At 64.1% G+C, this 24341-nt stretch carries 25 protein-coding genes; 17 read left to right on the top strand and 8 right to left on the bottom strand.

Features of this window, described 5'->3' with window-relative positions; translation table 11 throughout:
- Positions 1-25: 25 nt before the first annotated feature.
- From HND55_09385 to HND55_09370, 4 genes are read left to right on the top strand one after another with little or no spacing between them, the layout of a single operon-like run.
- Positions 26-931, top strand: a complete 906-nt coding sequence (locus tag HND55_09385) for an AEC family transporter (GenBank protein QKK02840.1) — start codon at positions 26-28, stop codon at positions 929-931.
- Between the two features lie 27 nt (positions 932-958).
- Positions 959-1483 carry a disulfide bond formation protein B gene (locus HND55_09380; GenBank protein ID QKK02839.1) on the top strand — a complete coding sequence of 175 codons (525 nt, stop codon included), beginning with the start codon at positions 959-961 and terminating at the stop codon, positions 1481-1483.
- Positions 1476-2849, top strand: a complete 1374-nt coding sequence (locus HND55_09375) for a 3-deoxy-7-phosphoheptulonate synthase class II (GenBank protein QKK02838.1) — start codon at positions 1476-1478, stop codon at positions 2847-2849. The genes HND55_09380 and HND55_09375 overlap by 8 nt, the downstream gene beginning before the upstream one ends.
- Positions 2850-2905: 56 nt before the next feature.
- Positions 2906-3454: a superoxide dismutase family protein gene (locus HND55_09370; protein QKK02837.1), complete on the top strand. Its 549-nt coding sequence runs from the start codon at positions 2906-2908 to the stop codon at positions 3452-3454.
- Here HND55_09370 and HND55_09365 read toward each other — a convergent pair whose 3' ends face one another.
- The gene (locus HND55_09365) at positions 3455-4432 is read right to left on the bottom strand and encodes a malate dehydrogenase (GenBank protein QKK02836.1); all 978 of its coding nucleotides are present in this window, start codon (positions 4430-4432) and stop codon (positions 3455-3457) included. It abuts the gene before it with no gap.
- Positions 4433-4526: 94 nt separating this feature from the next.
- Positions 4527-4907, bottom strand: a complete 381-nt coding sequence (locus HND55_09360) for a hypothetical protein (GenBank protein QKK02835.1) — start codon at positions 4905-4907, stop codon at positions 4527-4529.
- A gap of 193 nt (positions 4908-5100) precedes the next feature.
- On the opposite strand from HND55_09360, the gene HND55_09355 reads away from it, so the two are divergent.
- Positions 5101-5682, top strand: a complete 582-nt coding sequence (locus HND55_09355) for a hypothetical protein (GenBank protein QKK04057.1) — start codon at positions 5101-5103, stop codon at positions 5680-5682.
- Positions 5679-6551 (top strand): acyl-CoA thioesterase II, encoded by an 873-nt coding sequence (locus HND55_09350; GenBank protein QKK02834.1) that lies wholly within the window; start codon positions 5679-5681, stop codon positions 6549-6551. The genes HND55_09355 and HND55_09350 overlap by 4 nt, the downstream gene beginning before the upstream one ends.
- Here the strand turns inward: HND55_09350 and HND55_09345 are convergent.
- Genes HND55_09345 through HND55_09335 form a run of 3 tightly spaced genes read right to left on the bottom strand, consistent with a single transcriptional unit; the run spans position 6548 to position 9195 of the window.
- Complete coding sequence (locus HND55_09345; GenBank protein QKK02833.1) at positions 6548-7621, bottom strand: succinylglutamate desuccinylase/aspartoacylase family protein; 1074 nt, start codon at positions 7619-7621, stop codon at positions 6548-6550. The two genes, HND55_09350 and HND55_09345, sit on opposite strands and share 4 nt — an antisense overlap.
- Complete coding sequence (locus HND55_09340) at positions 7618-8904, bottom strand: DUF4010 domain-containing protein (GenBank protein QKK02832.1); 1287 nt, start codon at positions 8902-8904, stop codon at positions 7618-7620. Before HND55_09340 ends, HND55_09345 begins: the two co-directional genes overlap by 4 nt.
- A 21-nt stretch (positions 8905-8925) precedes the next feature.
- A complete protein-coding gene (locus HND55_09335) occupies positions 8926-9195 on the bottom strand; it encodes a hypothetical protein (GenBank protein ID QKK02831.1) in 270 nt (89 codons plus the stop codon).
- 132 nt (positions 9196-9327) lie between these two features.
- Here HND55_09335 and typA point away from each other — a divergent pair, with 132 nt between their 5' ends.
- From typA to prpC, 7 genes are all read left to right on the top strand, one after another.
- Positions 9328-11157, top strand: a complete 1830-nt coding sequence (typA, locus tag HND55_09330; GenBank protein ID QKK02830.1) for a translational GTPase TypA — start codon at positions 9328-9330, stop codon at positions 11155-11157.
- A complete protein-coding gene (locus HND55_09325; GenBank protein QKK02829.1) occupies positions 11154-12233 on the top strand; it encodes a CapA family protein in 1080 nt (359 codons plus the stop codon). The genes typA and HND55_09325 overlap by 4 nt, the downstream gene beginning before the upstream one ends.
- Positions 12230-12922, top strand: coding sequence for a hypothetical protein (locus tag HND55_09320; protein ID QKK02828.1), 693 nt, complete (start codon positions 12230-12232; stop codon positions 12920-12922). The genes HND55_09325 and HND55_09320 overlap by 4 nt, the downstream gene beginning before the upstream one ends.
- A 331-nt stretch (positions 12923-13253) precedes the next feature.
- A complete protein-coding gene (locus tag HND55_09315; GenBank protein QKK02827.1) occupies positions 13254-13883 on the top strand; it encodes a PH domain-containing protein in 630 nt (209 codons plus the stop codon).
- Positions 13870-15399 carry a PH domain-containing protein gene (locus HND55_09310; protein QKK02826.1) on the top strand — a complete coding sequence of 510 codons (1530 nt, stop codon included), beginning with the start codon at positions 13870-13872 and terminating at the stop codon, positions 15397-15399. Before HND55_09315 ends, HND55_09310 begins: the two co-directional genes overlap by 14 nt.
- Before the next feature lie 70 nt (positions 15400-15469).
- Positions 15470-16354: a methylisocitrate lyase gene (gene prpB / locus HND55_09305; GenBank protein ID QKK02825.1), complete on the top strand. Its 885-nt coding sequence runs from the start codon at positions 15470-15472 to the stop codon at positions 16352-16354.
- A complete protein-coding gene (gene prpC / locus HND55_09300) occupies positions 16351-17472 on the top strand; it encodes a 2-methylcitrate synthase (GenBank protein QKK02824.1) in 1122 nt (373 codons plus the stop codon). Before prpB ends, prpC begins: the two co-directional genes overlap by 4 nt.
- Positions 17473-17711: 239 nt before the next feature.
- Here prpC and HND55_09295 read toward each other — a convergent pair whose 3' ends face one another.
- Genes HND55_09295 through HND55_09285 form a run of 3 tightly spaced genes read right to left on the bottom strand, consistent with a single transcriptional unit; the run spans position 17712 to position 19609 of the window.
- A complete protein-coding gene (locus HND55_09295; protein ID QKK02823.1) occupies positions 17712-18320 on the bottom strand; it encodes a DUF502 domain-containing protein in 609 nt (202 codons plus the stop codon).
- On the bottom strand, positions 18310-18519 hold the full coding sequence (locus HND55_09290; GenBank protein ID QKK02822.1) for a hypothetical protein: 210 nt from the start codon (positions 18517-18519) through the stop codon (positions 18310-18312). Before HND55_09290 ends, HND55_09295 begins: the two co-directional genes overlap by 11 nt.
- Positions 18520-18541: 22 nt before the next feature.
- On the bottom strand, positions 18542-19609 hold the full coding sequence (locus HND55_09285; protein ID QKK02821.1) for a peptidase M14: 1068 nt from the start codon (positions 19607-19609) through the stop codon (positions 18542-18544).
- A 175-nt stretch (positions 19610-19784) separates the two neighbouring features.
- Here HND55_09285 and HND55_09280 point away from each other — a divergent pair, with 175 nt between their 5' ends.
- Genes HND55_09280 through HND55_09265 form a run of 4 tightly spaced genes read left to right on the top strand, consistent with a single transcriptional unit; the run spans position 19785 to position 24338 of the window.
- The gene (locus HND55_09280) at positions 19785-20705 is read left to right on the top strand and encodes an ABC transporter ATP-binding protein (protein ID QKK02820.1); all 921 of its coding nucleotides are present in this window, start codon (positions 19785-19787) and stop codon (positions 20703-20705) included.
- Entirely contained in the window at positions 20702-21442 is a 741-nt protein-coding gene (locus tag HND55_09275) for an ABC transporter permease subunit (GenBank protein QKK02819.1), read from the top strand. The genes HND55_09280 and HND55_09275 overlap by 4 nt, the downstream gene beginning before the upstream one ends.
- A gap of 2 nt (positions 21443-21444) precedes the next feature.
- Complete coding sequence (locus HND55_09270) at positions 21445-23298, top strand: hypothetical protein (GenBank protein ID QKK02818.1); 1854 nt, start codon at positions 21445-21447, stop codon at positions 23296-23298.
- Positions 23295-24338, top strand: a complete 1044-nt coding sequence (locus tag HND55_09265) for a DUF4340 domain-containing protein (protein ID QKK02817.1) — start codon at positions 23295-23297, stop codon at positions 24336-24338. The genes HND55_09270 and HND55_09265 overlap by 4 nt, the downstream gene beginning before the upstream one ends.
- Positions 24339-24341: the final 3 nt, after the last annotated feature.

Genomic DNA, 24341 nt, shown 5'->3' with positions numbered 1-24341 from the left:
TTGAGAGACGGTATGATCGGCGCCCATGTCGGCCTATTTCGTCATCATCTCGCTGATCGTTGCCGGGCGGCTGCTGGCGCAGTGGTTTCCGGCCAGCGCGCCGGAAGTACTCAATCGGGTGGTGATCATGCTGTGCCTGCCGGCGCTGATCTTCATTCATGTGCCGACTCTCGAACCGACGCTCGATCTGCTGCCGCTGGTGATCGTGCCCTGGGCGCTGCTGGCGGTCAGTGCGGCCCTGGTCTGGCTGCTGGCGCGCCGAATGGCGCTGCGCCGGGAGTCAGTGGCCGTGCTGCTGCTGTTGCTGCCCCTGGGCAATACCTCGTTTCTGGGGTTTCCGCTGATCGAAGCGCTGCTCGGTGCCGGGTTCGTGCGCTATGCGGTGGTCTACGATCAGTTTGGATCGTTCCTGATCGTTTGCACGCACGCCCTGTTCGTGCTGGCCTGGTTCGGCACCGGGCAGCGCCCGAGCCTGCTGGCCATGGCGCGCCGGATGATCGGGTTTCCGCCGTTTCTGGCGCTGATCGCGGCGCTGCTGCTGGGCAATGCCTGGTTTCCGGAGTGGCTGATGACGCTGGCGCGGAGCTTTGCCGATATGCTGCTGCCGCTGGTCACGCTGGCAATTGGCATGAGCCTGCGCCTGCGCCTGGTACCGGCCTATCGTCGGCCGCTGATCATCGGTCTGGTCAGCAAACTGCTGCTGCTGCCCGCGGTGGCCGTGGCGTTGCTGCTCTGGCTCGATGCACGACCCGATATCGCCCGGGTTGCCACACTCGAGGCGGCCATGCCGCCGATGATTACCGCGGCGGCGCTGCTGTCTGCGGCCCGCCTGGCGCCGCAGCTGGCCGCTGCGCTGGTGGCCTGGGGCATCATGCTGTCGGCGCTGACCGTGCCGCTGTGGCACTACCTGTCGGGTTGGGTCTTCGCCTGACCCGGAGTGCTGCATTACAATAGCCCGATGATGAAACTGATTGACGGTCGTACACCATTTGCGCTGGTCTTTATGGCCTGTGCCGGTCTGCTCGGGTATGCCTACTATGCACAGTATGTGATGGGGCTGGAGCCCTGTCCGCTGTGCATTCTGCAGCGGCTGGGGTTCATGTTGATGGGCGTGTTCGCGCTGCTGGGTGCGCTGCACGGGCCGAGCGCCTGGGGGCGCTGGGTCTACGGCGTGCCGATTTTGGCCGGGGCAGGCTGGGGCATCACCACGGCCGCGCGCCACATCTGGCTGCAGAATCTGCCGGCTGACCAGGTGCCCGACTGCGGGCCCGGGCTGTACTTCATGCTCGAGTACGACTTTCCGATGATGGAAATCCTGCGCGAGGCGTTTACGGGTGCAGGCGAATGTGCCGAGGTCGACTGGCAGTTTCTCGGTCTGTCGATGCCGGTATGGACGCTGATCTGGTATGTTGGCCTTGCCGTGTTCATGCTGGGCGCGCTACTTTTGGCCAATCGAGATCCCGGACCGAGATCCCATGTCTGACAAGTCATTCAAGACCATCACCCCGGCGAAGGGCTGGCGTCCGGATTCCTGGCGGCAGAAAACGGCCCGTCAGCAGGCGACCTATCCGGATGAGACCGAATTTCGCCGCGCCTTGCTTCGGCTGGCCGCGATGCCGCCACTGGTCACCTCGTGGGAAGTGCTGTCTCTGAAAGAACAGATCGCCGAGGCCCAGGCCGGCAGGCGCTTTGTGCTGCAGGGTGGTGATTGTGCCGAACTGTTCGACGAGTGCGAGCCGAGCATCATCGCCAACCGGCTCAAAGTGCTGCTGCAGATGTCGCTGGTGCTGCTGCACGGCATGGAAAAGCCGGTCGTACGTATCGGCCGTTTCGCAGGCCAGTACGCCAAGCCCCGGTCGGCCGATACCGAAACGCGGGACGGTGTGACCCTGCCGAGTTATCGCGGTGATCTGGTCAACGCGCCAGACTTCACGGACGAGGCGCGCCGCCCCGATCCCGACCGGCTGCTGCGCGGCTACGCCAGCTCGGCAATGACCATGAATTTCGTCCGGGCACTGGTCGATGGCGGTTTTGCCGATCTGCATCATCCCGAGTACTGGAACCTGAGCTGGGTCGAACACTCCCCGCTGGCTACCGAGTTCGAGCGCATCGCCGACAGCATCGGGCACTCGGTCAGGTTCATGGAAACGATCACCGGGCGCGAGCCCGGCAGCCTCAAGCGGGTGGATTTCTTTACCTCACATGAGGCGCTGCACCTGCACTACGAGCAGGCGCTGACCCAGCGGGTGCCGCGCCAGTGGGGCTGGTTCAACCTGTCGACGCATTTTCCCTGGATCGGCATGCGCACGGCCGAAGTCGACGGTGCGCACGTCGAGCTGTTCCGCGGCATCCGCAATCCGGTCGGCATCAAGGTCGGACCCGGCATGACGGCGGGCTGGATCCGGAACCTGATCGAAGTACTCAACCCGGACGACGAGCCCGGAAGAATCGTGCTGATTCACCGGATGGGCGCCGGTCAGATCGCCGACAAGCTGCCGCCGCTGATCGAGGCGGTACAGGCCGCCGGTTCACCGGTTTTGTGGATCTGCGACCCGATGCACGGCAACACCGAGAAAACCGACAGCGGTTACAAGACCCGTCGGTTTGTCAATATCGTTTCCGAGGTCGAGCAGGCGTTCGATATTCATGCCGCCTGCGGTTCGCGCCTGGGCGGCGTGCACCTGGAGCTGACCGGAGAAAACGTCACCGAGTGCATCGGCGGCGCACGCGATCTGGCCGAGCACGATCTGTCCCGCGCCTACAAGACGACGGTCGATCCGCGCCTGAACTACGAGCAGTCGCTGGAGCTGGCCATGCGCATTGTCGGCAAGCATCGCAGCCTGGGCTGAGCGGCTTTACGGGCATCCGTTATCATGCTGCTGAATCCGACTCAGCGAGAAATCCGATGCGCACTGTTTTTCTGATAGCCACCAGCCTGATGGTGACCGGTCTGGTACTCCCCGGCAGCGCACAGGCTAACGATAGCGGTCAGCCGATGGGCGCCGAGGCGGTGTTTGTTGACCGGGCCGGCAACGAGCTTGGCCGGGCCGAACTGACGCAGGGGTCAAATGGCACCCTGGTCGATCTGCATCTCGACGGGCTGCCGGCCGGCATGAAGGCCATTCACATTCATGCCGTCGGTACCTGCGCCGATCACGGCGAAGGCTTTCAGGCCTCGACTGGCCACCTCAATCCGGATGATCGCCAGCATGGCCTGATGAACCCGGACGGACCGGACGCCGGCGATTTTCCCAACTTCTACGTGCATGAGGACGGCCGGGCGCGAGCCCAGATGTTCAATCCGCGCGCCAGCCTCGACGGCTCGACCGGCGCCCGGATTCTGGACCACGACGGCGCGGCCCTGGTCATCCACGAAAAGCCAGATGACCACCTGGCACAGCCGATCGGCGGGGCCGGCAAGCGCGTTGCCTGTGGTGTGATCGAGGCCCGGTGATCAGAGCAGGCGTTCGACCGCCTGCCGTTCTTCCCGCAGTTCCCGGTCGGTGGCGTCCAGTCGCGTCTGCGAGAACTCGTTGATCTCGAGGCCCTGGACGATGCTCCACCGGCCCTGAGCGCAGGTGCAGGGGAACGAGAAAATCACCCCCGGCTCGATGCCGTAGCTGCCGTCGGCGGTCACCGCCATCGACACCCAGTCATCGCCTTCGGTGCCCAGTGCCCAACTGCGGATATGGTCGATCGCTGCGGAGGCAGCCGAGGCCGCACTCGAGGCGCCACGCGCCTTGATGATGGCCGCGCCGCGCTGCTGAACGGTCGGGATGAAGTCGTTTTCATACCAGTCACGGTCAACCTGTTCGGTCGCCGGCTGTCCGTCGATTCGGGCGTGATGAATGTCTGGATACTGGGTGGAGGAGTGGTTGCCCCAGATGATCATCCGGTCGATGGCGGTGTGATGGACATCGGTCTTGCCGGCCAGCTGAGCCAGGGCCCGATTGTGGTCGAGTCTGGTCATGGCGGTGAAGTTCTCGGGCGGCAGATCCGGCGCGTTGGCCTGGGCGATCAGGCAGTTGGTGTTGGCCGGGTTGCCGACGACCAGCACCTTTACCTCCCGGCTGGCCACGGCGTTCAGGCTCTTGCCCTGCGGCCCGAAAATCTTGCCGTTCTCGGCCAGCAGGTCGGCGCGCTCCATGCCCGCTCCGCGCGGCTTGGCGCCGACCAGCAAGGCGTAGTCGGCATCCCTGAAGCCCTCATCGATGTCGGTCGTTGCGACAATGCCCTGGAGCAACGGAAACGCTGCGTCTTCGAGCTCCATGGCGACACCCTTGAGCGCGTCAATGGCCGGCGGAATCTCGATCAGCTGCAGAATGACAGGCTGGTCCTTACCGAGCATGTCGCCGGCGGCGATGCGGAAACAGAGCTGGTAGCCGATCTGGCCGGCCGCGCCGGTAATGGCTACGCGCACGGGTTCATTCATGGGATTGCTCCTGCTGTGATAACCGGAAAACCGGTTATTCTAGCGCAATCCCCCTCGACAAGGCGCGCCGGGGCCGGGCGCCCAGGCCGTGGCCCTATTCGATGATCTCGCGGGCGGTTGCAAGATACGCGCTGCCGCTTTGCCGAACCGTTTCGTGGTCGATGTGCTCGGAGGCCAGATGCAGGCGCTCGAGCGTTTCGGCCAGTTCCTCGAGTTCCTCGCTGATCTTGCCCAGCGCGTTCTCCAGGGTGTAGGTCAACTCGTGGATCTGGCCGAAATCCTCGAGGCTGAGTTCATCCTGTTCCATTATTTGCGCCAGTTTGGCGTTGTATTCCGAGAAATTGCTGATGGCCTGCTCGAGCGTTTCGGCCGGTTCGCCTTCGAAATGCTCGACGCGCTCGTCGCCGGCCAGCGCTGTGGCAGTCAGGGCGAAGGTCAGGGCGGCAGCGGTCAGATACAGCTTTCCAGGATTCATGCAGTGTCTCCTTTTCGGCGTGAGAAAATAGGTGTATGAAGCGCATTTTATATGATAATAATTCCCATTCATAGTGTTGCGTGGTGACCTTGGCTGAGGGGGTGCTCGCTGCCGCGATGAGTCCTGCGGCGGCCGGGTTGACTTACCCCGGGACATGCCGGATGGTTATGCGACTTTGTGATCTGGAGCGATGATGATGCGATTGCGAACGGTATCGCTGCTGCTGGCCGGCTGCCTGCTGCTGCCGTCTCTGGCGCCGGCCGAAGGGCTCGACGCGTTCTGGTCCCGCCTGCAGGCACTGTGCGGGAAAGCGTTCGAAGGCCAACTGATCGAGACCCCGGAAGGTGAGGACGGTTTTGCCGGCCAGCGCCTGGTGATGCACGTGCGCGAGTGTGGCGATGCCGTGATCCGGATTCCTTTCATGGTTGGCGAGGATCACTCACGTACCTGGGTGCTGACCCACAAGGGCGACCGCATCGAGCTCAAGCATGACCACAGGCACGAGGATGGCTCGCCCGACGAGGTCACCCTGTACGGCGGCACGACAACCAACACGGGCACTGCCGGCGCGCAGTATTTCCCGGCCGACCAGCACACCCGCGAGCTGATCGAGTCGGCCTTCTCGAACGTCTGGACGATGCGGATCGAGCCGGGCGAGCGCTTCACCTACGGTTTGTGGCGCCTGGGCACGCCGCGCGTATTCCGGATTGATTTCGATCTGGGCGAGGCCGTGGAACCGCCGCCGTCGCCCTGGGGCCGGGAGGATGAGTCGTGAACGAAAGCCTTCGGGACGTCATCGGCCTGCTCCACCTCGAGCGGCTGGAAGACAACCTGTTTCGCGGCGAGAGTCGCGATATCGGCGCACCGCAGGTCTTCGGCGGCCAGGTGCTCGGTCAGGCGCTTTCGGCCGCGCACCGGACCGTCGAGGCGCGTTTTCCGCATTCGCTGCACGCCTACTTTCTTCGGCCGGGTGATTTCAACGAGCCGGTGGTCTACCAGGTCGAGCGTTCGCGCGACGGCGGCAGCTACTCCAACCGCCGTGTGGTGGCCATTCAGCACGGCCGGCCGATCCTCAACCTGGCCGCCTCCTTTCATATCGACGAGAACGGCTTCGATCACCAGGTCGGAATGCCGCAGGTCGCCGGACCCGAGGGCCTGACCAAGAGCATCGACATCCAGGACTCGATCATCGACCGGGTGCCTGAAAAGATGCGCCGTCTGCTGGCTCATCGACCGCCGCTGGAGTTCCGGCCGGTTGAGTTGCCCAAGTTCATCGATCCCGAGGCGAGGGCGCCGAAAAAACACGTTTGGATGCGCGCCTGGGACCGGCTGCCCGACGATCCGGAGCTGCATCGCAATCTGCTGACCTACGTCTCCGACTACGAGCTGCTGGGTACCGCCACCCTGCCGCATGAAATGGACTTCAGCACCCGCCCGGTGCAGATGGCCTCGATCGATCACGCGTTGTGGTTCCACCGGCCGTTCCGCGTCGACGAGTGGCTGCTCTATGCCTGCGACAGCCCCACCAGCCACGGCGGGCGAGGCTTCAGCCGCGGACAGTTCTTTGCCCGGACCGGCGAGCTGGTGGCATCCACCGCACAGGAGGGCGTCATCCGGCCCTGGGATCCGGCCAAGGCCGCTTAGTCGCGTGGACCAGGCGCTGGTTCGGACTGACCCGTGTCGGCGTACGGATAGTCTTCGGATTCCAGGTTTTCCTGATAGCCTTCGACACGCTCGTGGGCGATATCGGTCCGGTAGAAGCTGGCGATGTGGTAGATCGCGTCGCCCTCGTTGACCAGCGGCAGGTTCAGTCGCCCGATGACAATGCCCGAAAGCGGTGCCTTGATTTCAGCCTCCTGCTCTCCGAACGGGTCGGAAACGGCGCCCAGTACAGTTTCGTCACGCGTCACGCGGTCGCCAAGCCGGGCCCAGGCACGAAACAGGCCGCTTTGCGGGGCGCGTACCCAGCTGCTTGAACGGGCGACGACCGGTGCGGGCGGCGGCTTCTTGCGTGTTCTCGACAGCATGCCGAGCGCACGCATGACGCGCAAGACGCCATCAACGCCGCCGCGGATGGCGACTTCATCGAAGCGCAGCGCCTCGCCGGCCTCGTAGAGCAGGATGGGAATGTCATGGTCCATGGCCGCCATGCGCAGGGAGCCGTCGCGCATGGCCGAATTGAGGATGACCGGCGTGCCGAATGCCCGGGCCAGGCGCAGTGTCTCCTCATCGTCGAGGTTGGCGCGAATCTGCGGCAGGTTGCCCCGATGGACCGCCCCGGTGTGCAGGTCGATGCCGTGCGTTGACGGGCTGACGATCTCGGTCATGAACAGATGGGCGACCCGCGCGGCCAGCGACCCCTTTCCCGACCCCGGAAAACTGCGGTTGAGATCGCGTCGGTCGGGGAAATAGCGCGACAGGTTGATAAAGCCGTGCAGGTTGACGATCGGCACCGCGATCAGCGTGCCCTTGAGTCGCCGAAGCGCCGGCACCTTCAGCAATCGGCGAATGATCTCCACGCCATTGAGCTCGTCACCGTGAACGGCGGCCGAGACGAACAGCACCGGGCCGGCGCGCTTGCCGCACAACACCTGGACCGGCATGGTGGTCGGTGAGTGGGTGTAGAGCCGTCCGACCTCGAGGTCGATGCTGCGGCGTTCGCCGGGTTCGACCGTGACGCCGCCGATCGTCACCGCCTTGTTGCGTGCGCTCACCCTGGGCTCCCGGTGAAGGGCGAGAAGAAAACAGCCAGCAGGGCGAGAACCGCGCCCGTTGCCAGCGGCAACAGCACGCGAAGACCCAGGGATCGACCGCCGATGACCAGCGCCATGCCGGCCTTGAGCAGGGAGTTGCTGCCGGCCGCGATCACGATGCCGGCCGCAGCCACGCGCAGAGCCACGTCCTGTTCGCTCATGCGGGCCAGCGAGATCGTGATGGCGTCAACATCGGCCAGGCCCGACGCCGCGGCCAGGGTCCACAGACCGGCATCGCCGGCCCATTCGCGCAGCGCCTGACCCAGCAGCATGATCACGGCCAGCAGCGCTCCGAAGAACAGGGCTGACTTGAGCTCCATGGGGTTTCGCATCAGTCTTGATTCGTCCGCGGTCTTGTTCGCGCCTCCGCGCATCAGGTACAAGCCCACTGGCGCCAGGGTGGCCGCGAGCAGCAGCAGTGCGGGCAGCAACAGGGGCCTGAAAAGGGGGGCATGCAGTAGCGTGGCGACGAACATCATGCGCGCGATCATCGCTCCGCAGGCCAGCAGAATGCCGGCTGCAAGCATCCTGGAGAGGTCCTGCTCGCGCGCGGCGATGCGGGAAAAGGCCAGGGTGGTTGCCGTCGACGAGGCCATGCCGCCGAACAGACCGCCGAACACGATACCGCGGCTGGCCCCGAAGACCCGGATGGCGATGTAGCCGAAAAACGAGATGCCCGCGACGAGCACGACCATCAGCCAGATGACGTAAGGGTTCAGGGCTTCCCAGGGGCCGTAGCCCTGGTTTGGAAGTATCGGCAGCAAGACCACCGAGATCAGCAGGAATATCAGGCCGGCGGTCAGTTCCTCACGTCGCAGCCGCTCAAGCCAGCCATGCAGACGCGCCTTATGGCCGAGCAGCAGCGCCATGACGATCGCCGCCGCGGCCGCCGGCGCAATCTGACCGATTCCCGCCAGCGCGCCGAGCAGGTAGGTCGCCATGGCCGCCGTTTCGCTGGTAATGCCGTAGTCGTGGCCGGCTCGCGTCGTCACCACGTAGGCGGCGGCGCTGGCGCTGGCGATGGCCAGGCCAATGAAGACCAGCCCGATCAGCCAGTATCCGTCGTCCGCGCTGATCAGGCCGACTGCGCCGCCGACCAGGCCGATCAGGGCATAGGTTCGCAGGCCAGCCACGCGCTGGCCTTCCTGACTGTCGCGTCGCTGCCAGCCACGCTCGATGCCGACCAGCAGGCCGATGGCCAGGGCGACCGCCAGGCGAACGAATTGTTCGGATTCGATGGGCATGGGCCCATCATAACCGCGGGACTATTCCTCGAAACGGTCCTGGAACAGAAAATCGGGCAGCGCTTCAAGCAGCTCGGCCCAGAAGCCCCCGGTCAGTTTCCACTGGCCGCCGGACAGTTCGCGCGGTTCGGTGGCTTCCCACTGGCCGATGGTGCCGGCCAGGGTCCAGGGGCCACCCGAGCTTTCCATCGTGCCGCCGCCGGCTATGACGTAGCGGCTGATCTCGAAGTCTCCGGCGTTGGCGGTGGCGGCCACGGCCAGCAGCAGGACGCTCAGCAGCAGTTTCTTCATGGCATGTCTCCGGACGTGCTCGAAACCGATTGTGGCCCAGTCTGGCGCACTTGGCAAGCGCACGAGACTGGCGGGTTTGCGTCAACGCGCAGGGCCCCATCGCGCCTATAATGGTCGGCTTCGCTGCGCTGGATGACAACTGACCTCATGAAGCTGCGCAATATCGCCATCATTGCCCATGTAGATCACGGGAAAACGACCCTGGTCGATCAGCTGCTCAGGCAGTCGGGCCAGTTTGCCGCGCACGAGCGCCTGACCGAGCGGGTGATGGATTCCGAGGACCAGGAGCGGGAGCGCGGTATCACCATCCTGGCCAAGAACACAGCGATCACCTGGCGCGACTGGCGCATCAATATCGTCGACACGCCCGGCCACGCCGACTTCGGTGGCGAGGTCGAGCGGGTGCTTTCCATGGTCGATTCGGTGCTGTTGCTGGTCGATGCGGTCGACGGGCCGATGCCACAGACGCGATTCGTTACCCAGAAGGCGTTTGCCATGGGGTTTCGGCCGATCGTGGTGATCAACAAGGTCGATCGGCCCGGTGCGCGGCCGGACTGGGTGCTCAATCAGACTTTCGATTTGTTCGACAAGCTGGGTGCATCCGACGAGCAGCTCGACTTTCCGGTCATTTACGCCTCGGCGCTCAACGGCTACGCCTCAACCGAGCCCGGGGTCACCAGCGGTGATCTCACGCCGCTGTTCGAGGCGCTGATCGAGCATGTGCCGGCGCCGAACGTGGATCCGGACGGGCCGTTTCAAATGCAGATCTCGAGCCTGTCGTATTCATCGTATGTCGGGCTGATCGGCATTGGCCGCGTCCAGCGCGGGCAGGTCAGGCCCAACCAGCCGGTGGCCGTGGTCAATCGCGAGGGCAGCAAGCGCTCCGGCCGCATTCTGCAGGTACTGGGCTTTAACGGTCTCAAGCGCGAAGAGATCGGTGAAGCGATGGCCGGCGACATCATTGCCGTGACCGGTATCGACGGGCTCGGGATTTCGGACACGCTATGCGACCCGGAACGGGTCGAGGCCCTGCCGCCGCTGAGCGTCGACGAGCCCACGATCCACATGACCTTCCGGGTCAACAGCTCGCCGTTTGCCGGACGCGAAGGCAAGTATCTGACCAGCCGGCAGCTCCGGGCCAGGCTGTTTCAGGAAGCCAGCCACAACGTCGCCTTGCAGGTCAGCGAAACCGAAGATCCCGAGCAGTTCGACGTCGCAGGCCGCGGTGAACTGCACCTGGCGGTGCTGATCGAAACCATGCGCCGGGAAGGCTTCGAGCTGGCCGTCTCGCGCCCGCGGGTGCGCAAGCGCGAGAGCGAGGGCAGCGAAATCCGGGAGCCCTGGGAACAGGTCGTGCTGGACTTGGACGAGCAGTACCAGGGGGCGGTGATGCAGGCGATGGGTGAGCGTCGGGGCCAGCTTCAGGACATGCAGCCGGACGGCAGGGGCCGGGTGCGGCTGGACTACATCGCCCCGGCGCGCGGCCTGATCGGGTTCCAGAGCGCCTATCGCACGATGACCTCGGGGACAGGCCTGTTTTTCCGCGTATTCGATCACTGGGGCCCGGCGACCGAGCGCGTCGCCGAGCGCGCCAACGGCACGCTGATCAGCATGGAAAACGGCACCACAGTGGCCTATGCGCTGTTCAACCTCCAGGAGCGCGGCAAGCTGTTCGTCGGTCCGGGCGAGGAGGTGTATGAGGGCCAGATCATCGGCCTGCACGCGCGCGAGAACGACCTGGTCGTGAACCCCATGAAGGCCAAGAAGCTCACCAATATCCGTGCCGCCGGGAAGGACGACAACGTTCTGCTCACGCCGCCGGTGCGCATGACGCTCGAGCAGGCCATGGAGTTCATCAACGACGATGAGCTGGTTGAAATAACGCCGGTAAACATTCGTTTGCGAAAAAGACGTCTCAAGGAGCATGAACGCAAGCGGGCCGAGCGCACGATGACTTCATGAGCCAGCGGGCCGGTATTGCCACGGCCGTGCTGGCCAGTCTGGCGCTGGCCGCGCTGCTGGTGTTCTGGTTACAGTCGTCGGCCCGGCTGCCGGTCAGGCTGGTCGCCGTGGGCGATACCAGTGGCTATCGGATGCTTGAAGAGCTTCCGCCCGGCCAGGACCCGCTCGAGCGGGTGCGAGCGTCGATCGGCGAGTCGGATGTGTTCGTGTTCAACTACGAGGGCGTGATCCTCGATACCGAAGCGCAGGCTGTCGCCTGTCCGGTTTCCAGCCATCAGTCAACTTTTTACACCGCAACGGGAATTGCAGAGCGCCTGCGTGCCGGCACCGTCAGTGTCGCCACCCTGGCCAACAATCACATTCTCGATTGCGGCCCGGACGGGATCGACAGCACGATCGCCCGGCTTCAGGCCGCCGGAATCCGGACGCTTGGTGCCGGAAGGGATCGGCCTTCGGCCTGTCGGCCGCTCAAGCTCGACCTGCGCGGGAGGAAACTTGCGCTGCTGGCCTATCTGGCGGTGCCCGGCGACGGGCTGTGTGCCGGGCCCGATCGTGCCGGTGCCGCCTGCTTCGAGCACTGTGAGGGTCCGCGCCGCATTGCCGAGTTGGCGGCCGCCGGGTACTCGGTCGTCGTGGCGCTGCACAAACACCTCGGTCCCAGCTGGACCGAGCGCGTGCATCCCGAGCACGCGGCACTGGTCGATGAGGTGATGGCCGCGGGCGCCCGGATCGTGCTTGGTCACGGCGCGCACATGCCCCAGGCGGTGCAGGCGCGGGGTGGCCGACTGGCCCTGTTCGGTCTCGGCAATTTCCTGTTCAACACCGACTATGCCATGCCCCTGGAGGCCCATCGCAGCGTGCTGGCGCACCTGTCCCTGGAGCCGGATCAGGCGAGCCTGCGCCTGGAACCCGTGATGCTGGAACGCAGCGGCCTTCCATACCCCGCGCTGCCGCATGAGGGCGATGCGATCCTCTATCGCATTGCCTGGCTGTCGGAGTCCTTCGGTACAACCTTACGCGTGCATCCGGATGCCCGGGGCTCGAGCGCGCAGCTGGTGGTGAGCCGTCACCGATGAGCACCAGCCCCCCTGGCCGTGACCGCTCCGGCGTGAGTGCCATACCCGAACCGCTTCGGATTCTGATCGGCCTTGGCATTGGCTACCTGCGCTGGGTGAGCCTGACCCCGATGGTCGTGCTGTGGGCGTTTTACGCCTTCATGGTCGTGTTCATGGTGTATGTCAATTTCGAGGATTCGTTCTGGGATGGCGTTGAACGGGGCTACGAGGTCTACAGCGAATGGTTCGGGCCGATCGCCTGGATCGAGGAGAACGCGCCCGGGCCGGAATCGGAGGGCAGGGTGCGCGATGCCGGCGAGGCCCACCAGGAGGCGCTGCAGCTTGGCCTGGAAGACGTTATGCCCTGGATTCTGAAGGCCTGGGGGATCATTGCCCTGGCCGCCTGGCTGCTCAGCCTGCTTCGCAGCCTGGTGTTCGGCCCGCGGCCTCCGCGCACGCTGCCCGAGAAGCTGCGTGTGTTGTTCATTGCTGTCGCTGCCGGCTGGATCTTGCTGTGGGTGGCCTATTTTTTCGGCCACACCACTTATCATGGCAGCATCGCTGGCTGGTTCGCTCTGTTTACCGGCGTTGCCATTCTGGTCGGCGCTGTGAGTGCCATAACGCTCATGATCAGCGAGGTTCTCGGCTTTTTGGGCAAACAGCTCGAGCCGCTGCCGGAGCGAGACAGCACTAGTGGTCCTTCAACCTGATAATTTAGGGTTCAGTTGGTCTGTCAGCGTTCAGGGCAAGGCGCGGCTCGCAGTGAATGGCCATCGCCCTTTGCAAGAGCCGGAACGCCGCCATGGACGCTGACAGACCAACCCTTCGGGGCGCTCCTGTGGCGCTCCGCTGCTGCGTTCCGCCGCTTGGCAAGGGCGATGGCCATTCCCGGCGCGGCGCGCCTTGCGGCGAAACGCCACAGGAACGCTGAACCCTAAATTATCAGGTTGAAGGACCACTAGCCCGTCATGACCATTGACACTTTGGCAGCCTTCGGAGACAGACGATAATGATTGAGTCAACGGGATGAATGGCTGCAGGATGGAGCAGGCAGAGATCTTCAGCAACGAACAGGTGGATCCTGGGGCGCTGCCCGATTTTCAGCGCGTCGAGCTGACCCCTGTGGTGCCGGCATACCTGTCCTGGGCGCTGATTACGCAGACGGCGTTCTGGTTGATTCTGGCCGGCGCGGCAGTGGCTGTCATCTGGTTGCCCCTGCCTTTCGACCCCGCCGACTGGCCTGGATCCCGAGCCTTGCCGCTGCCGTTTGTGATGCTGGCAATCATGGGTGCTGTCTACGCCCGTCTGGATGCGCGCACCCGCGCCTGGGCGCTGCGCGAGCACGACCTGGTCTACCGCCATGGTGTGGTCTGGCGCAAAACCGTGATTCTGCCGTTTGCCCGCATTCAGCACGTCGAGGCGATGCACGGGCCGCTGGAGCGCTATCTCGGCCTGATGCGCCTGAAGTGCTATACGGCTGGTGGTCTGGAGGCTGATTTGACCGTCAAGGGGCTGGATGCCGGCTCGGCGCGACGGGTCCGGCAGTATCTGCTCGAGCAGATTGGCGCTTCGGCCGATGCCGAGGTTGACGCGGCAGGAGCGTCCTCAACGCTGCCATCGTCGCAAGGCTCAGGCATGCAGGCCGGAGAGATCGGGCGTGGCTCCGACTGACGTGAATCGCTGGCAGCGCCTGGCACCCATGGCGCTGTTGTTCCTGATCATCAACGGTGGCATCAAGTTCGTTCGCGAGAATCTTTTCCTGTTTGCCGGGGCCGGCGCCGGATTTGCCTTTGTGGAGCAGCTCGGTCTGCGCGAATTCGTGCTGGGGGGCGCGGGACTGCTGCTGATCGCGGTCCTTGTGGCGCTGATTCATTACCGGCGCTTTCGTTTCCGCATCGAGGGCGATGCGATGCGTGTCCGCAGCGGCCTGATCGAGAAAAAAGACAAGCGCGTTCGCTTCGCCCGTGTCCAGAACGTGGCGCTGAGTCAGCCGATCTACTTTCGTCCCTTCGGTCTGGTGCGCTTCAGCCTGGAAACGCCGGGTGCCGAGTCCACGGAGGTCGAGCTGCCGGGCATCAGCCGCGAATTGGCGCTGGCGCTGCGCGATCGGATCGCTCTGGCCGGCAGCGAGGCAGTCGAAGTCTCAGATGCCGCCGAATCCGCACCTCCGGCTGATTCCGAGCCCGCGCCAACCTCGGCTGCAGCGTCCGGGGTGGCAGTGCACGCGCCCGGAGTCCTGCGCGTGTTCGGTCATGGCCTGGTCAGCAACCAGGTCTGGCTGATTGCCGGCGTCGCCGCCTGGCTGTTCGGCTCTCTCGAGGAGCGGGTCGAGGGGTGGATCGAGTCTACCGGCATCAGCGTAATCTGGCAGCAGCTGCTTGATGCCGGCGTGGCCGGTGTCCTGGCTTTACTGGTCATGCTGGTGGTCGGCCTGTTCACGCTGTCGGGGCTGCTATCGTTGATCCGGTTCCACGGATTCCAGCTGCATGAGCATGCCGATCGATTTGTCGCCGGTTCCGGTTTGCTGGACCGGCGGGAAAAAACGCTCCGGCGTTGCAAGCTGACCGGAATCAGTCTGCACCAGACCGCCGCGGGCAGGTTGCTGGGGCTGGCCTATATCGTTGGCCGCCAGGCGACCAGTTCGCAGAACGAGATCGATCCCCGTGGCCGGAACTTCCTGATCCCGGGGCTGGGGAAAACGGATATCGGGCTGACCGACCGTCTGATGCCGGGCCTGTCATTGCCGCAGACGTTTCGGCCAATCAGCAGTCGTTTTCGGGCCGTGTGGTGGTCACGGACCAGTGCTGTGGCTCTGGCGGTCACTGGCGTGGCCTGGTGGCACCAGCCTTCGATGCGCCTGTACCTGGCCGGCGGCCTGATCGTTCTGCTGGTGGTCCTGTGGCTGATCCACCGCCGCTGGCGCTGCTGGGGCTGGCGCTGTGATGGCGGCGTATGCTGGATCCGTCAGGGCCTGTTCGGACTGCGTCACGATGGTTTCGAACTGGCTATGGTGCAGCAGGCCGCGGTTGTCAGCACGCCTTACCAGCGGCGACACGGTTTGGCGTCGATCAAGCTGGTGTTGCCGCACGGTCACCTCGAGCTGCCCTTTGTCGATGCGCAGGCGGCCGCCGATCTGGTCAATCGTGCGATCCATGCCGCCGAAACGGCTTCGATCCATCGGGTCTGACTCGCCTCGGCGCCGGGCGGCGCCATGATAAAATAAACGGCTGTCCCCTTTCCCCGGAGTGCGTCTTCGCATGAGTGATCTCGCGCCTGGCGCCCGTTTTCGTCAACGGGTTGCCGATAATCCGCCGCTGCAGGTGGTGGGCACCGTCAACGCCTACTGCGCGCTGCTCGCCGAGCAGGCAGGGCATCAAGCCATCTACCTGTCCGGGGCCGGGGTAGCCAACTCGTCCTTTGGTCTGCCGGATTTGGGCATAACCCAGCTGGCCGATGTGGTCGAGGACGCGCGCCGGATCACATCGATCAGCGACCTGCCGCTGCTGGTCGATGTCGATACCGGCTGGGGCAGCGCCTTCAATATCGCCCGCACGGTGCGCGAGATGGAGCGCGCCGGCGTGGCAGCGATTCACCTTGAGGATCAGGTCGCGGCCAAGCGCTGCGGTCATCGCCCCAACAAGGCGCTGGTCAGCCCCGACGAGATGGCGGACCGGGTGCGTGCGGCGGTCGACGCGCGGCAGGACGCGTCCTTCGTGTTCATGGCGCGCACCGACGCTTACGCCGGCGAGGGCATGGCCGCAGCGGTCGACCGCGCCAGCCTGTACGTCGAGTGCGGTGCGGACATGATCTTCGCCGAGGCGCTGCATACCCTGGAGGAATTCGCGGAATTTGCCCGCCAGGTCGACGTGCCGGTGCTGGCCAATATCACCGAGTTTGGCAAGACGCCACTGTTTTCGGTCGCCGAACTGCGCGAAGCCGGGGCCGGGCTGGTGCTCTACCCGCTGTCGGCGTTTCGCGCCATGAGCCAGGCCGCGCTGGCCGTCTACCAGGCGATCGGACGAGACGGCCACCAGAGGAACGTGGTCGATGCCATGCAGACCCGGGACGAACTTTACGAGGTTCTCGGCTACCACGAGTTCGAGCAGAAACTGGATCAGTTGTTCAGCAAGGAGCAGTCATGACCGACAAGAAACCCGGAGCCGGCCTGCGCGGCCAGTCCGCCGGCCAGACCGAGATCTGCACCGTGGGTGCGGCCGGCAACAGCCTGCGCTATCGCGGCTACGCCGTCGACGAGCTGGCCGAGAAGGCCTCGTTCAACGAAGTCGCCCACCTGATTCTCAAGGGCCATCTGCCCAACCGTGAGGAACTGGATGCCTACACCACGCGCCTGAAGTCGCTCAGGGGCCTGCCCGACGCGCTCAAGGACGTGCTCGAGCGCATTCCCGCCAGTGCCCATCCGATGGACGTAATGCGCACCGGCTGCTCCTTCCTGGGCAACCTGGAGACCGAAGAGAGCTTCGATGCGCAGCAGGACGTGGCCGATCGTCTGCTGGCGACCTTCCCGTCGATGATTGCCTACTGGTACCGCTTCAGCCATGACGGTAAGCGCATCGACGTCGAAACCGAAGACGACAGCATCGGCGGACATTTCCTGAATCTGCTGCACGGCAAGACCCCGAGCGAGCTGCACGCGCGGGTCATGGACGTCTCGCTGATCCTGTATGCCGAGCACGAGTTCAACGCCTCGACCTTCACCGCCCGGGTGTGCGCCTCGACCCTGTCGGACATGCACAGCTGCGTGACCGGGGCGATCGGATCTCTGCGCGGCCCGCTGCACGGCGGCGCCAACGAGATGGCCATGGCCATGCTCGAGAAATACCATTCGCCCGAACAGGCGCGCGAGGATGTCTTGAGCAAGCTGGCGGCGAAGGAAAAGATCATGGGCTTCGGCCACGCCGTCTACCGCGAGAAGGACCCGCGCAACGCCATCATCCGCGAGTGGTCGCGCAAGCTGGCCGGCGACGTCGGTGACGACACGCTGTTCGCGGTCTCGGAGATCGTCGAGAAAACCATGTGGGAGGAAAAGAAGCTGTTCGCCAATGCCGACTTCTACCATGCCTCGGCCTATCACTTCATGGGCATTCCCACGAGCCTGTTCACCCCGATCTTCGTGATGTCGCGCGTGACCGGCTGGGCCGCTCACATCATGGAACAGCGTGCCAACAACCGCATCATCCGCCCGGGTGCGGACTATATCGGACCCGAAGACCGTTCCGTGCCTTCGATCGAGGAACGCTGAATCCGGGAGTGGGACGCGGTTCGGGTGTTTTCATGCGCTCATACGAAATCTTCGGTTTCCAAATCGCGCATGAAACCACCCGAACCGCTCGATTGCTGGTGATGTAACTACCGGGCGCGGTCAGACCAGCCCAAACCACTCCACGAATGGCGCCCTGGCGCCTTGGCCGGGCGATTTGGAAATCTTCGATTTCGTATGAGCCTGGCCAAGGTGCCAGGCCGCCGCCCGGCGTAAGATTCCTAACCTCCGCGTCGAGACATCGCCGCAGTCAGGATCAGTCGCAGTGCGTCCTCGAAGGGCAGGTCCATCGGCTCGCACCATTCCTTCGGTACAAAAATGGTGTAGCCGGCCACCTGGTAGCTCAACGGCAGGTAGACGGCGACCTCGCCCTCCTCGCCGAAGGGCAGGTTGGAAAAGTCCTCTCGTGTGATGAAGCCCATGACGCCGATTTTCAGCACCGGATGGCGCACCATGACCGCCTGGCTGAATCGCTCGGCGTCGTCGCCGGAAAAGTACTCCACGAAATCCTTGGTCGCCCGGAACACCGACTTGACCAGGGGCATGCGGTCGAGGATGGCCTCGCCGAGGTCGATCAGCTTGCGGAATAGCCAGACCTGGCTGAGCAGGCCGATCAGCAGGACCAGGCCGATGCCGCCGACCAGCCCCATGCCGGTGATGTACCAGTCCGCCGGCAGAACGAGCTTGATCAGCGAGCCGATGCCGCGTTCGGCTACACCCGCCAGCCACAAGACGATGAGCAGGGTAAGCGCGATCGGGATGATCGTGCCCAGGCCCTTGAGAAACAGACGGACCAGGCGCGTGACCAGGCTGTCAGATTCAGAGGTCATCGATCTGCCGCTTCAGCTTTTCGCGCTGGTCGGTGACGATCCGCTCAAGTGTCTCGATGCGTTCGCGCAGCTCGGTTTCAAGGCGGTCCAGGCGCTCAGTATCCGCACCGGTTGGGCGTTTCGATTCGAATCGGTAACGGCTGATAAGGGTGATGGCCACGATCGCGGTGATCGCAACCAGGGCGGTGTACAGGTTCATGGCATGGCTCCGGTGTGCGCGTTCATGGGCTCGATTCGGGCAACTCACGCGATTGTATCGGTTCATCGGGTAAGCGGCCGCCTATGGCGACCCGCTCCATCAGGTAGCATAGACAGTCCTGTCGAATGATGCCGGCATCAGTCGTCAGCATGGCCGGCATCATCGGTCGTCGGGTCACGATGTCCCCATTGCGGTTGCCGAACCAGTCGCGCGAGACGTTGGCGCCGTCATGGGTGATGGCGCGGAGCGCTTCGCCGGTATCGACATTGATGCTGGCCAGGCGTGTGCCGGGCGGCAGTTCGCGGAAATTGAGCTGATCGAGATCTGGCCGGAACACGATATTGGAAGCATCGGGGACGAAGCTGAAGGAATGATCGGCGGCCACGTAAAGCGTTGCAACCATGCGGAACAGTTCGATGTCCTCGGGAGCGGGGGGCTGGCCGGAAATGTGCTCGAGGTTGAGGACGGTGTCGAGGTAGGTCATGGCATGGTCGGTACCGGCCAGTTTGCCCGGGGGGCCGCATTCCAGGGTGACGGCAGGGCAGAACCTGCCGAAGGCCATCGACTGAACGCCCTGCGGCTGTGTAAAGTAGATGACGGTACGCGAAAATAGCGCGGCCAGGCGCAGCCGCTGCGGCTCGATCGCGTTGACGGCCGCGTAGTGCGGATTCTCTCCGGTGTTGTTGTGAACATCGATACTGGCGAACGGCTCAAGTGCCCGGGCATGGTCGGTGATGTGCCGGAACAGCTCATGCCAGGGGCTCGGACCGGTATCCGAGCCGGGCCAGCAGCGGTTGAAGTCCGGCTGGTCGGTCAGGTGGCGCTGGTGCCTGGAGGCGGCTCGAACGTTGGCGATCAGCAGCATCAGGCTGCGCGGCAGCGGGTCACGCGCATAGCGGCCCTTGAGCAGTCGCCTCGTCGCCTCCCAGCCCGAGATCTCATTGCCGTGCTGGAGCACGCATACGAACAGCGGCTGTGGTCGTCGCCCCGGCAGATGGATGATGGTCGGGCCACTGAGTCTGGTGTGCAGCTGATCGGCGCTGCAGTCGAGCAGTCCGTCCGGCAGGTGGTCGAGAATGGTCGGTTCCATGGATTCGCGTGTCACTTCGAGTGACATAAACTAACCGTTCTGCCGCCGGCTGGAAAGACCTGTTAGGGTGAGCGCTGAAAACCCGCGCTGCAGATCTTGAAAGCCGGGGGAACGGACCCCAATCTCCGTTCGCAATGGCCCCGGCCAAATAACCAGACCCAACGAGAACGGACGGATGCTAGCAGCCAAGAATTTGACGCGCCATTTCGGCGCCCTGGTCGCCGTGGACAACCTGTCGTTCCAGGTCGAGCCCGGCACGGTGCTCGGTTTTCTCGGGCCCAACGGGGCCGGCAAATCGACCACCATGAAAATGCTGACCGGCTTCCTCGCCCCGACCTCGGGGACGGCTGAGGTCTTTGGTCACGATATCAGCCGTTCAGCCATTCAAGCCCGGCGGATGATTGGCTACCTGCCGGAAGGAGCGCCCCTGTATGGAGAGCTGTCGGTCGACCAGTTCCTGCGCTTCGTGGCCGAGGCGCGCGGATTCGCCGGCGAGGAGCGCGTTCGCCGGGTGAAAGAGGCGGCCGACCGGCTTGAGCTGAGCGCGGTCATGGGACAGAGCATCGAGACCTTGTCAAAGGGTTTCAAGCGGCGCGTCGGGCTGGCCCAGGCCATTTTGCACGATCCGCCCACGCTGATCCTCGATGAGCCGACCGATGGCCTGGACCCCAATCAGAAACACCAGGTCCGGCAACTGATCAGGCAGATGGCTGCCGACAAGATCATCGTCATATCGACCCATATCCTTGAAGAGGTCGATGCACTGTGCAGTCGGGCAATGATCATCGCGCAGGGCAGGCTGCTGGCCGACGATACGCCGGCCGGGCTGCTGGCGCGGTCGCGCTACCACGGTGCCGTCACGCTGCAGGTCGACGATCCGGAGCGAGCCGCGTCACGACTGGGTGAGCTGACCGAGGCACGCGAGGTGGAAGTGCGCGCCGGTCGGGTCACCGTATTCCCCTCAGGGCAAGGCCACCTGTTCCAGGCGGTCAACGGCCTGGTGGATTCGCAGGGCTGGTCGGTTGAGCAGATGCAGCTCGAGTCCGGTCGGCTCGATGAAGTGTTCCGGACAGTAACGCGCGAGGAGGCGGCATGAGCATTGGCAATACCCGCACGGTCATGCGGCGCGAGCTGATCAGCTATTTCGCCACACCGGTGGCCTATGTGTTCATCGTGATCTTTCTGGTGATGTCGGCCGCCTTTACCTTCTACCTCGGCGGCTTCTTCGAGCGCGAGATTGCTGATCTGGAACCGTTTTTCCGCTTTCACCCGTGGCTGTATCTGTTCCTGGTGCCGGCCGTGGGAATGCGGCTCTGGGCCGAGGAGCGCAAGTACGGCACCATCGAGCTGCTGCTGACCCTGCCCATCAGCGTCTCCGAGGCGGTTGTCGGCAAATTCCTCGCGGCCTGGTTGTTTGTCGGCCTGGCGCTGGCTCTGACCTTTCCGATGTGGATCACGGTCAATATCCTTGGCAATCCCGACAACGGGGTCATCCTGGCGGCCTATATCGGCAGCTGGCTGATGGCCGGTGGGCTGCTGGCGATCAGTGCCTGTCTGTCGGCGACCACCCGCAACCAGATCGTGGCCTTCATTGTCTCGGTGGTGGTGTGTTTCGGCTTTCTGCTGTCCGGGCTGCCAATGGTGCTCGACCTGTTTCGCGGCTGGCTGCCGCAGGCGCTGGTCGACGGCATTGCCAATCTGAGCTTTCTGGTCCACTTCAACTCGATCTCGCGCGGCGTGATTGATCTGCGCGATATCGTCTATTTCGCCCTGGTTATCGGCTTCTGGCTGACGGCCAATCGTATCGTGCTTGAACTGAGGAAGGCGGACTGATCATGAACAGACTCTTCAGCGCAAGCGGACTGATTCTGCTCGCCATTCTGTTTCTGGCGCTCACGATCCTGACCGGCGCGCTCATCCGCGGTGCTCGCGTTGACCTGACCGAGCAGGGCCTTTACACGCTCAGCGAGGGCACGGTCAATCTGCTCGAGAGCCTGGAGGCGCCGATCACGCTGGAGTTCTATTTCAGCGAAGAGGCCAGCAGCGATCTGCCAATGGTGCGCAACTTTGCCCGCCGCGTGCAGGAATTGCTCGATGAAATGGCCGAGCGCGCCGACGGCGAGCTGCGCGTTCGCCGCATTGATCCGGCGCCGTTTTCCGAACAGGAGGATCAGGCGGCCCGCTACGGTCTCGAGGCCGTGCCGGTCAGCAATGCCGGGGATACGCTTTATCTCGGCATAGTCGGGACCAATCAGATCGACGGCCTCGAGGTGCTGCCGTTCATCTCGCCGGCGCGTGAGTCGTTTCTGGAGTACGAACTGGCGCGCATGGTCTACACCCTCAGCCAGCCCGACCGGCCACGGGTCGGTCTGCTCAGCGGCCTGCCCTTGCAGGGCGGGGTGAATATGCAGACCGGCCAGCGCAACGAGCCATGGGCCATTCATGACCAGATCCAGGAGTTGTTCGAGGTCGAACGAGTCCGGCCAACCGACGAGCAACTGCCCGATGCGCTCGATGTGCTGGTCCTGATTCATCCGCAGCAGCTATCCGACGAGCTGCTGCGCGCGATTGATCGCTTCGTGACCGAAGGCGGGCGTTTGCTGGCATTCGTCGACCCGCACGCAGAGACGGCCCAGCCGGACAATCCGGCCGATCCGATGGCGGCCATGAGTCTGGATCGTGTATCCAGCCTTGAGCCCCTGTTCGATGCCTGGGGTGTCCGGTTCTCGGACGACCGCTTCGTGGCCGACCTGGGACAGGCGCTCCAGGTCACGATCCAGGGCGCGCGCCGTGCCGTGCGCCATCCGGCGATCCTTGGCGTGTCGGGCGAAAACGTCAACGCCGATGACGTGGTCACCGGTGAGCTCGATGTCGTCAATCTGGCCAGCAGCGGGCACTTCCAGGCCGCCGAGGATAGCCAGGTCACCATCGAGCCGCTGCTGACCTCCAGTGAACAGGCCGGGCTGCTCGATGCCAGCAGTCTGCAGTTTCTCAATGATCCCTCCGAGCTGATTCCGCAGGTCGGGGTGACCGGTGAACGGATGGTGCTGGCCGCGCGGCTGAGTGGCTCGGTGCCGTCGGCCTTTAGTGACGCCGACCCGGAAAGTGAGTCCCTGTACCCCATCAACGCGATTGTGGTCGGGGACGCCGATTTGCTGGCCGATCAGTATTGGGTCCAGCGTCAGCGCTTCTTCGGCACCACGCTGCTCGATCCGTTCGCGTCCAATGGGGACTTCGTCGTCAACGCCATCGACAACCTGCTCGGTAATGCCGACCTGATCAGCGTGCGCAGCCGCGCCAGTTCGCGTCGGCCGTTCACGCTGGTCGATTCGTTGCGGCGTGAAGCCGAGCAGAATCTGCGCCAGACCGAGGAGCGGCTGGAAAACGAACTGGCCGAAACCGAGCGCCGTCTGAACGAACTGCAGCAGGCGCGCGGCGATACCGATCTGTCGATTCTGACCGCCGAGCAGGAAGCCGAGCTCGATCGATTCATGGAACAGCGCATCGAGATTCGGCGGCAGCTGCGTCAGGTCCGGCGCGAGCTTGACCGTGACATCGAGGCCCTGGGCACACGGGTCAAGTTGCTCAATATCGCGCTGATGCCGGTCCTGGTCACGGTTTTTGCGTTGCTGATTGCCTGGCGCCGACGACGCGTTGGTCGTCAGTCGGCAGGGGGTAGCTCGTCATGACGGCTCGCACGCTGATCATTCTGGGCGTTTTGACTGTGATGGCCCTGGTCGTGGCGCTGCTGGTCTCGAATCCGTCGACCCGCACGGACACGGGTATGGAAAGCGGTTATCTGCTGCCCGAACTCAGGGCCAGAATCAACGATATCGAGTCGATTGATATTGTTGCAGCCGGCGGCGAGACATCGGTTACGCTTCGTCGCGAGCGGGAACGCTGGCGAGTGCGCGAACGATTCGACTACGAAGCGGATTTTGCCGCCGTTCACGACTTGCTCAGAGACCTGGCCGAGGCACGCATCGTCGAGCAGAAGACCGACAATCCCGAATGGTATGGCCGGCTCGGTGTGGCTGATATCGCAGAGGACGGCGCCGCCGGCGTGCGAGTGGATTTTCCAGGCGCCGAACTGCCCGGCATCATCCTCGGTGATCCGGACAGTGCCGGCATCGGTCGCTACGCACGCCTGGCCGACCGGGCCCGGAGTGTGTTGATCGACCGCGATCCGGACGTGCCGACCGATCCGCTTGAGTGGCTCGAAAAGGCGATCATGGACATTCCGGCTGCCGATATCGAGGCGGTCACGCTGCGCCACCCGGATGGCGAGACCGTGGAGCTGCGCCCGGGTGACCAAGAGGGCAGCACATGGGTGGTGCTTGGGGTGCCCGAAGGCCGCGAGGCGCGTCAGGCCTGGTATCAGCGTCAGACCGCCGATGCGCTGTCATCGCTGAATATGGAGAACGTGCGTGTTCATGAAACGTTGCCCGATGATGCGGTTCGGGCACTGTTTCGGACCCGGGACGGGCTCAATTTCGTGGCCACGCTGTTTACCGATGACGACGGGCACTGGGTGCATTTCTCGGTCAGCGCCGAATTGCCGGCCACCGACGATGGAGCACTGAACGACGATCAGGCTGAACTCAGCGCCGATGCAGCCGCAGTCGACGAACGACTGTCGCCCTGGCAGTTCTCGATTGACGAGTCGCGCCATGACCGCATGACGCGTCGGCTCGAGGATTTCCTGGTTGTCGAATCGGACGAACCATAAGCG

Source organism: Pseudomonadota bacterium (assembly GCA_013285445.1).
Classification (GTDB): domain Bacteria; phylum Pseudomonadota; class Gammaproteobacteria; order Xanthomonadales; family Wenzhouxiangellaceae; genus Wenzhouxiangella.
The sequence above is the reverse complement of the archived record's forward strand: the minus strand, read 5'-3'. Positions and strand labels throughout refer to the sequence as shown.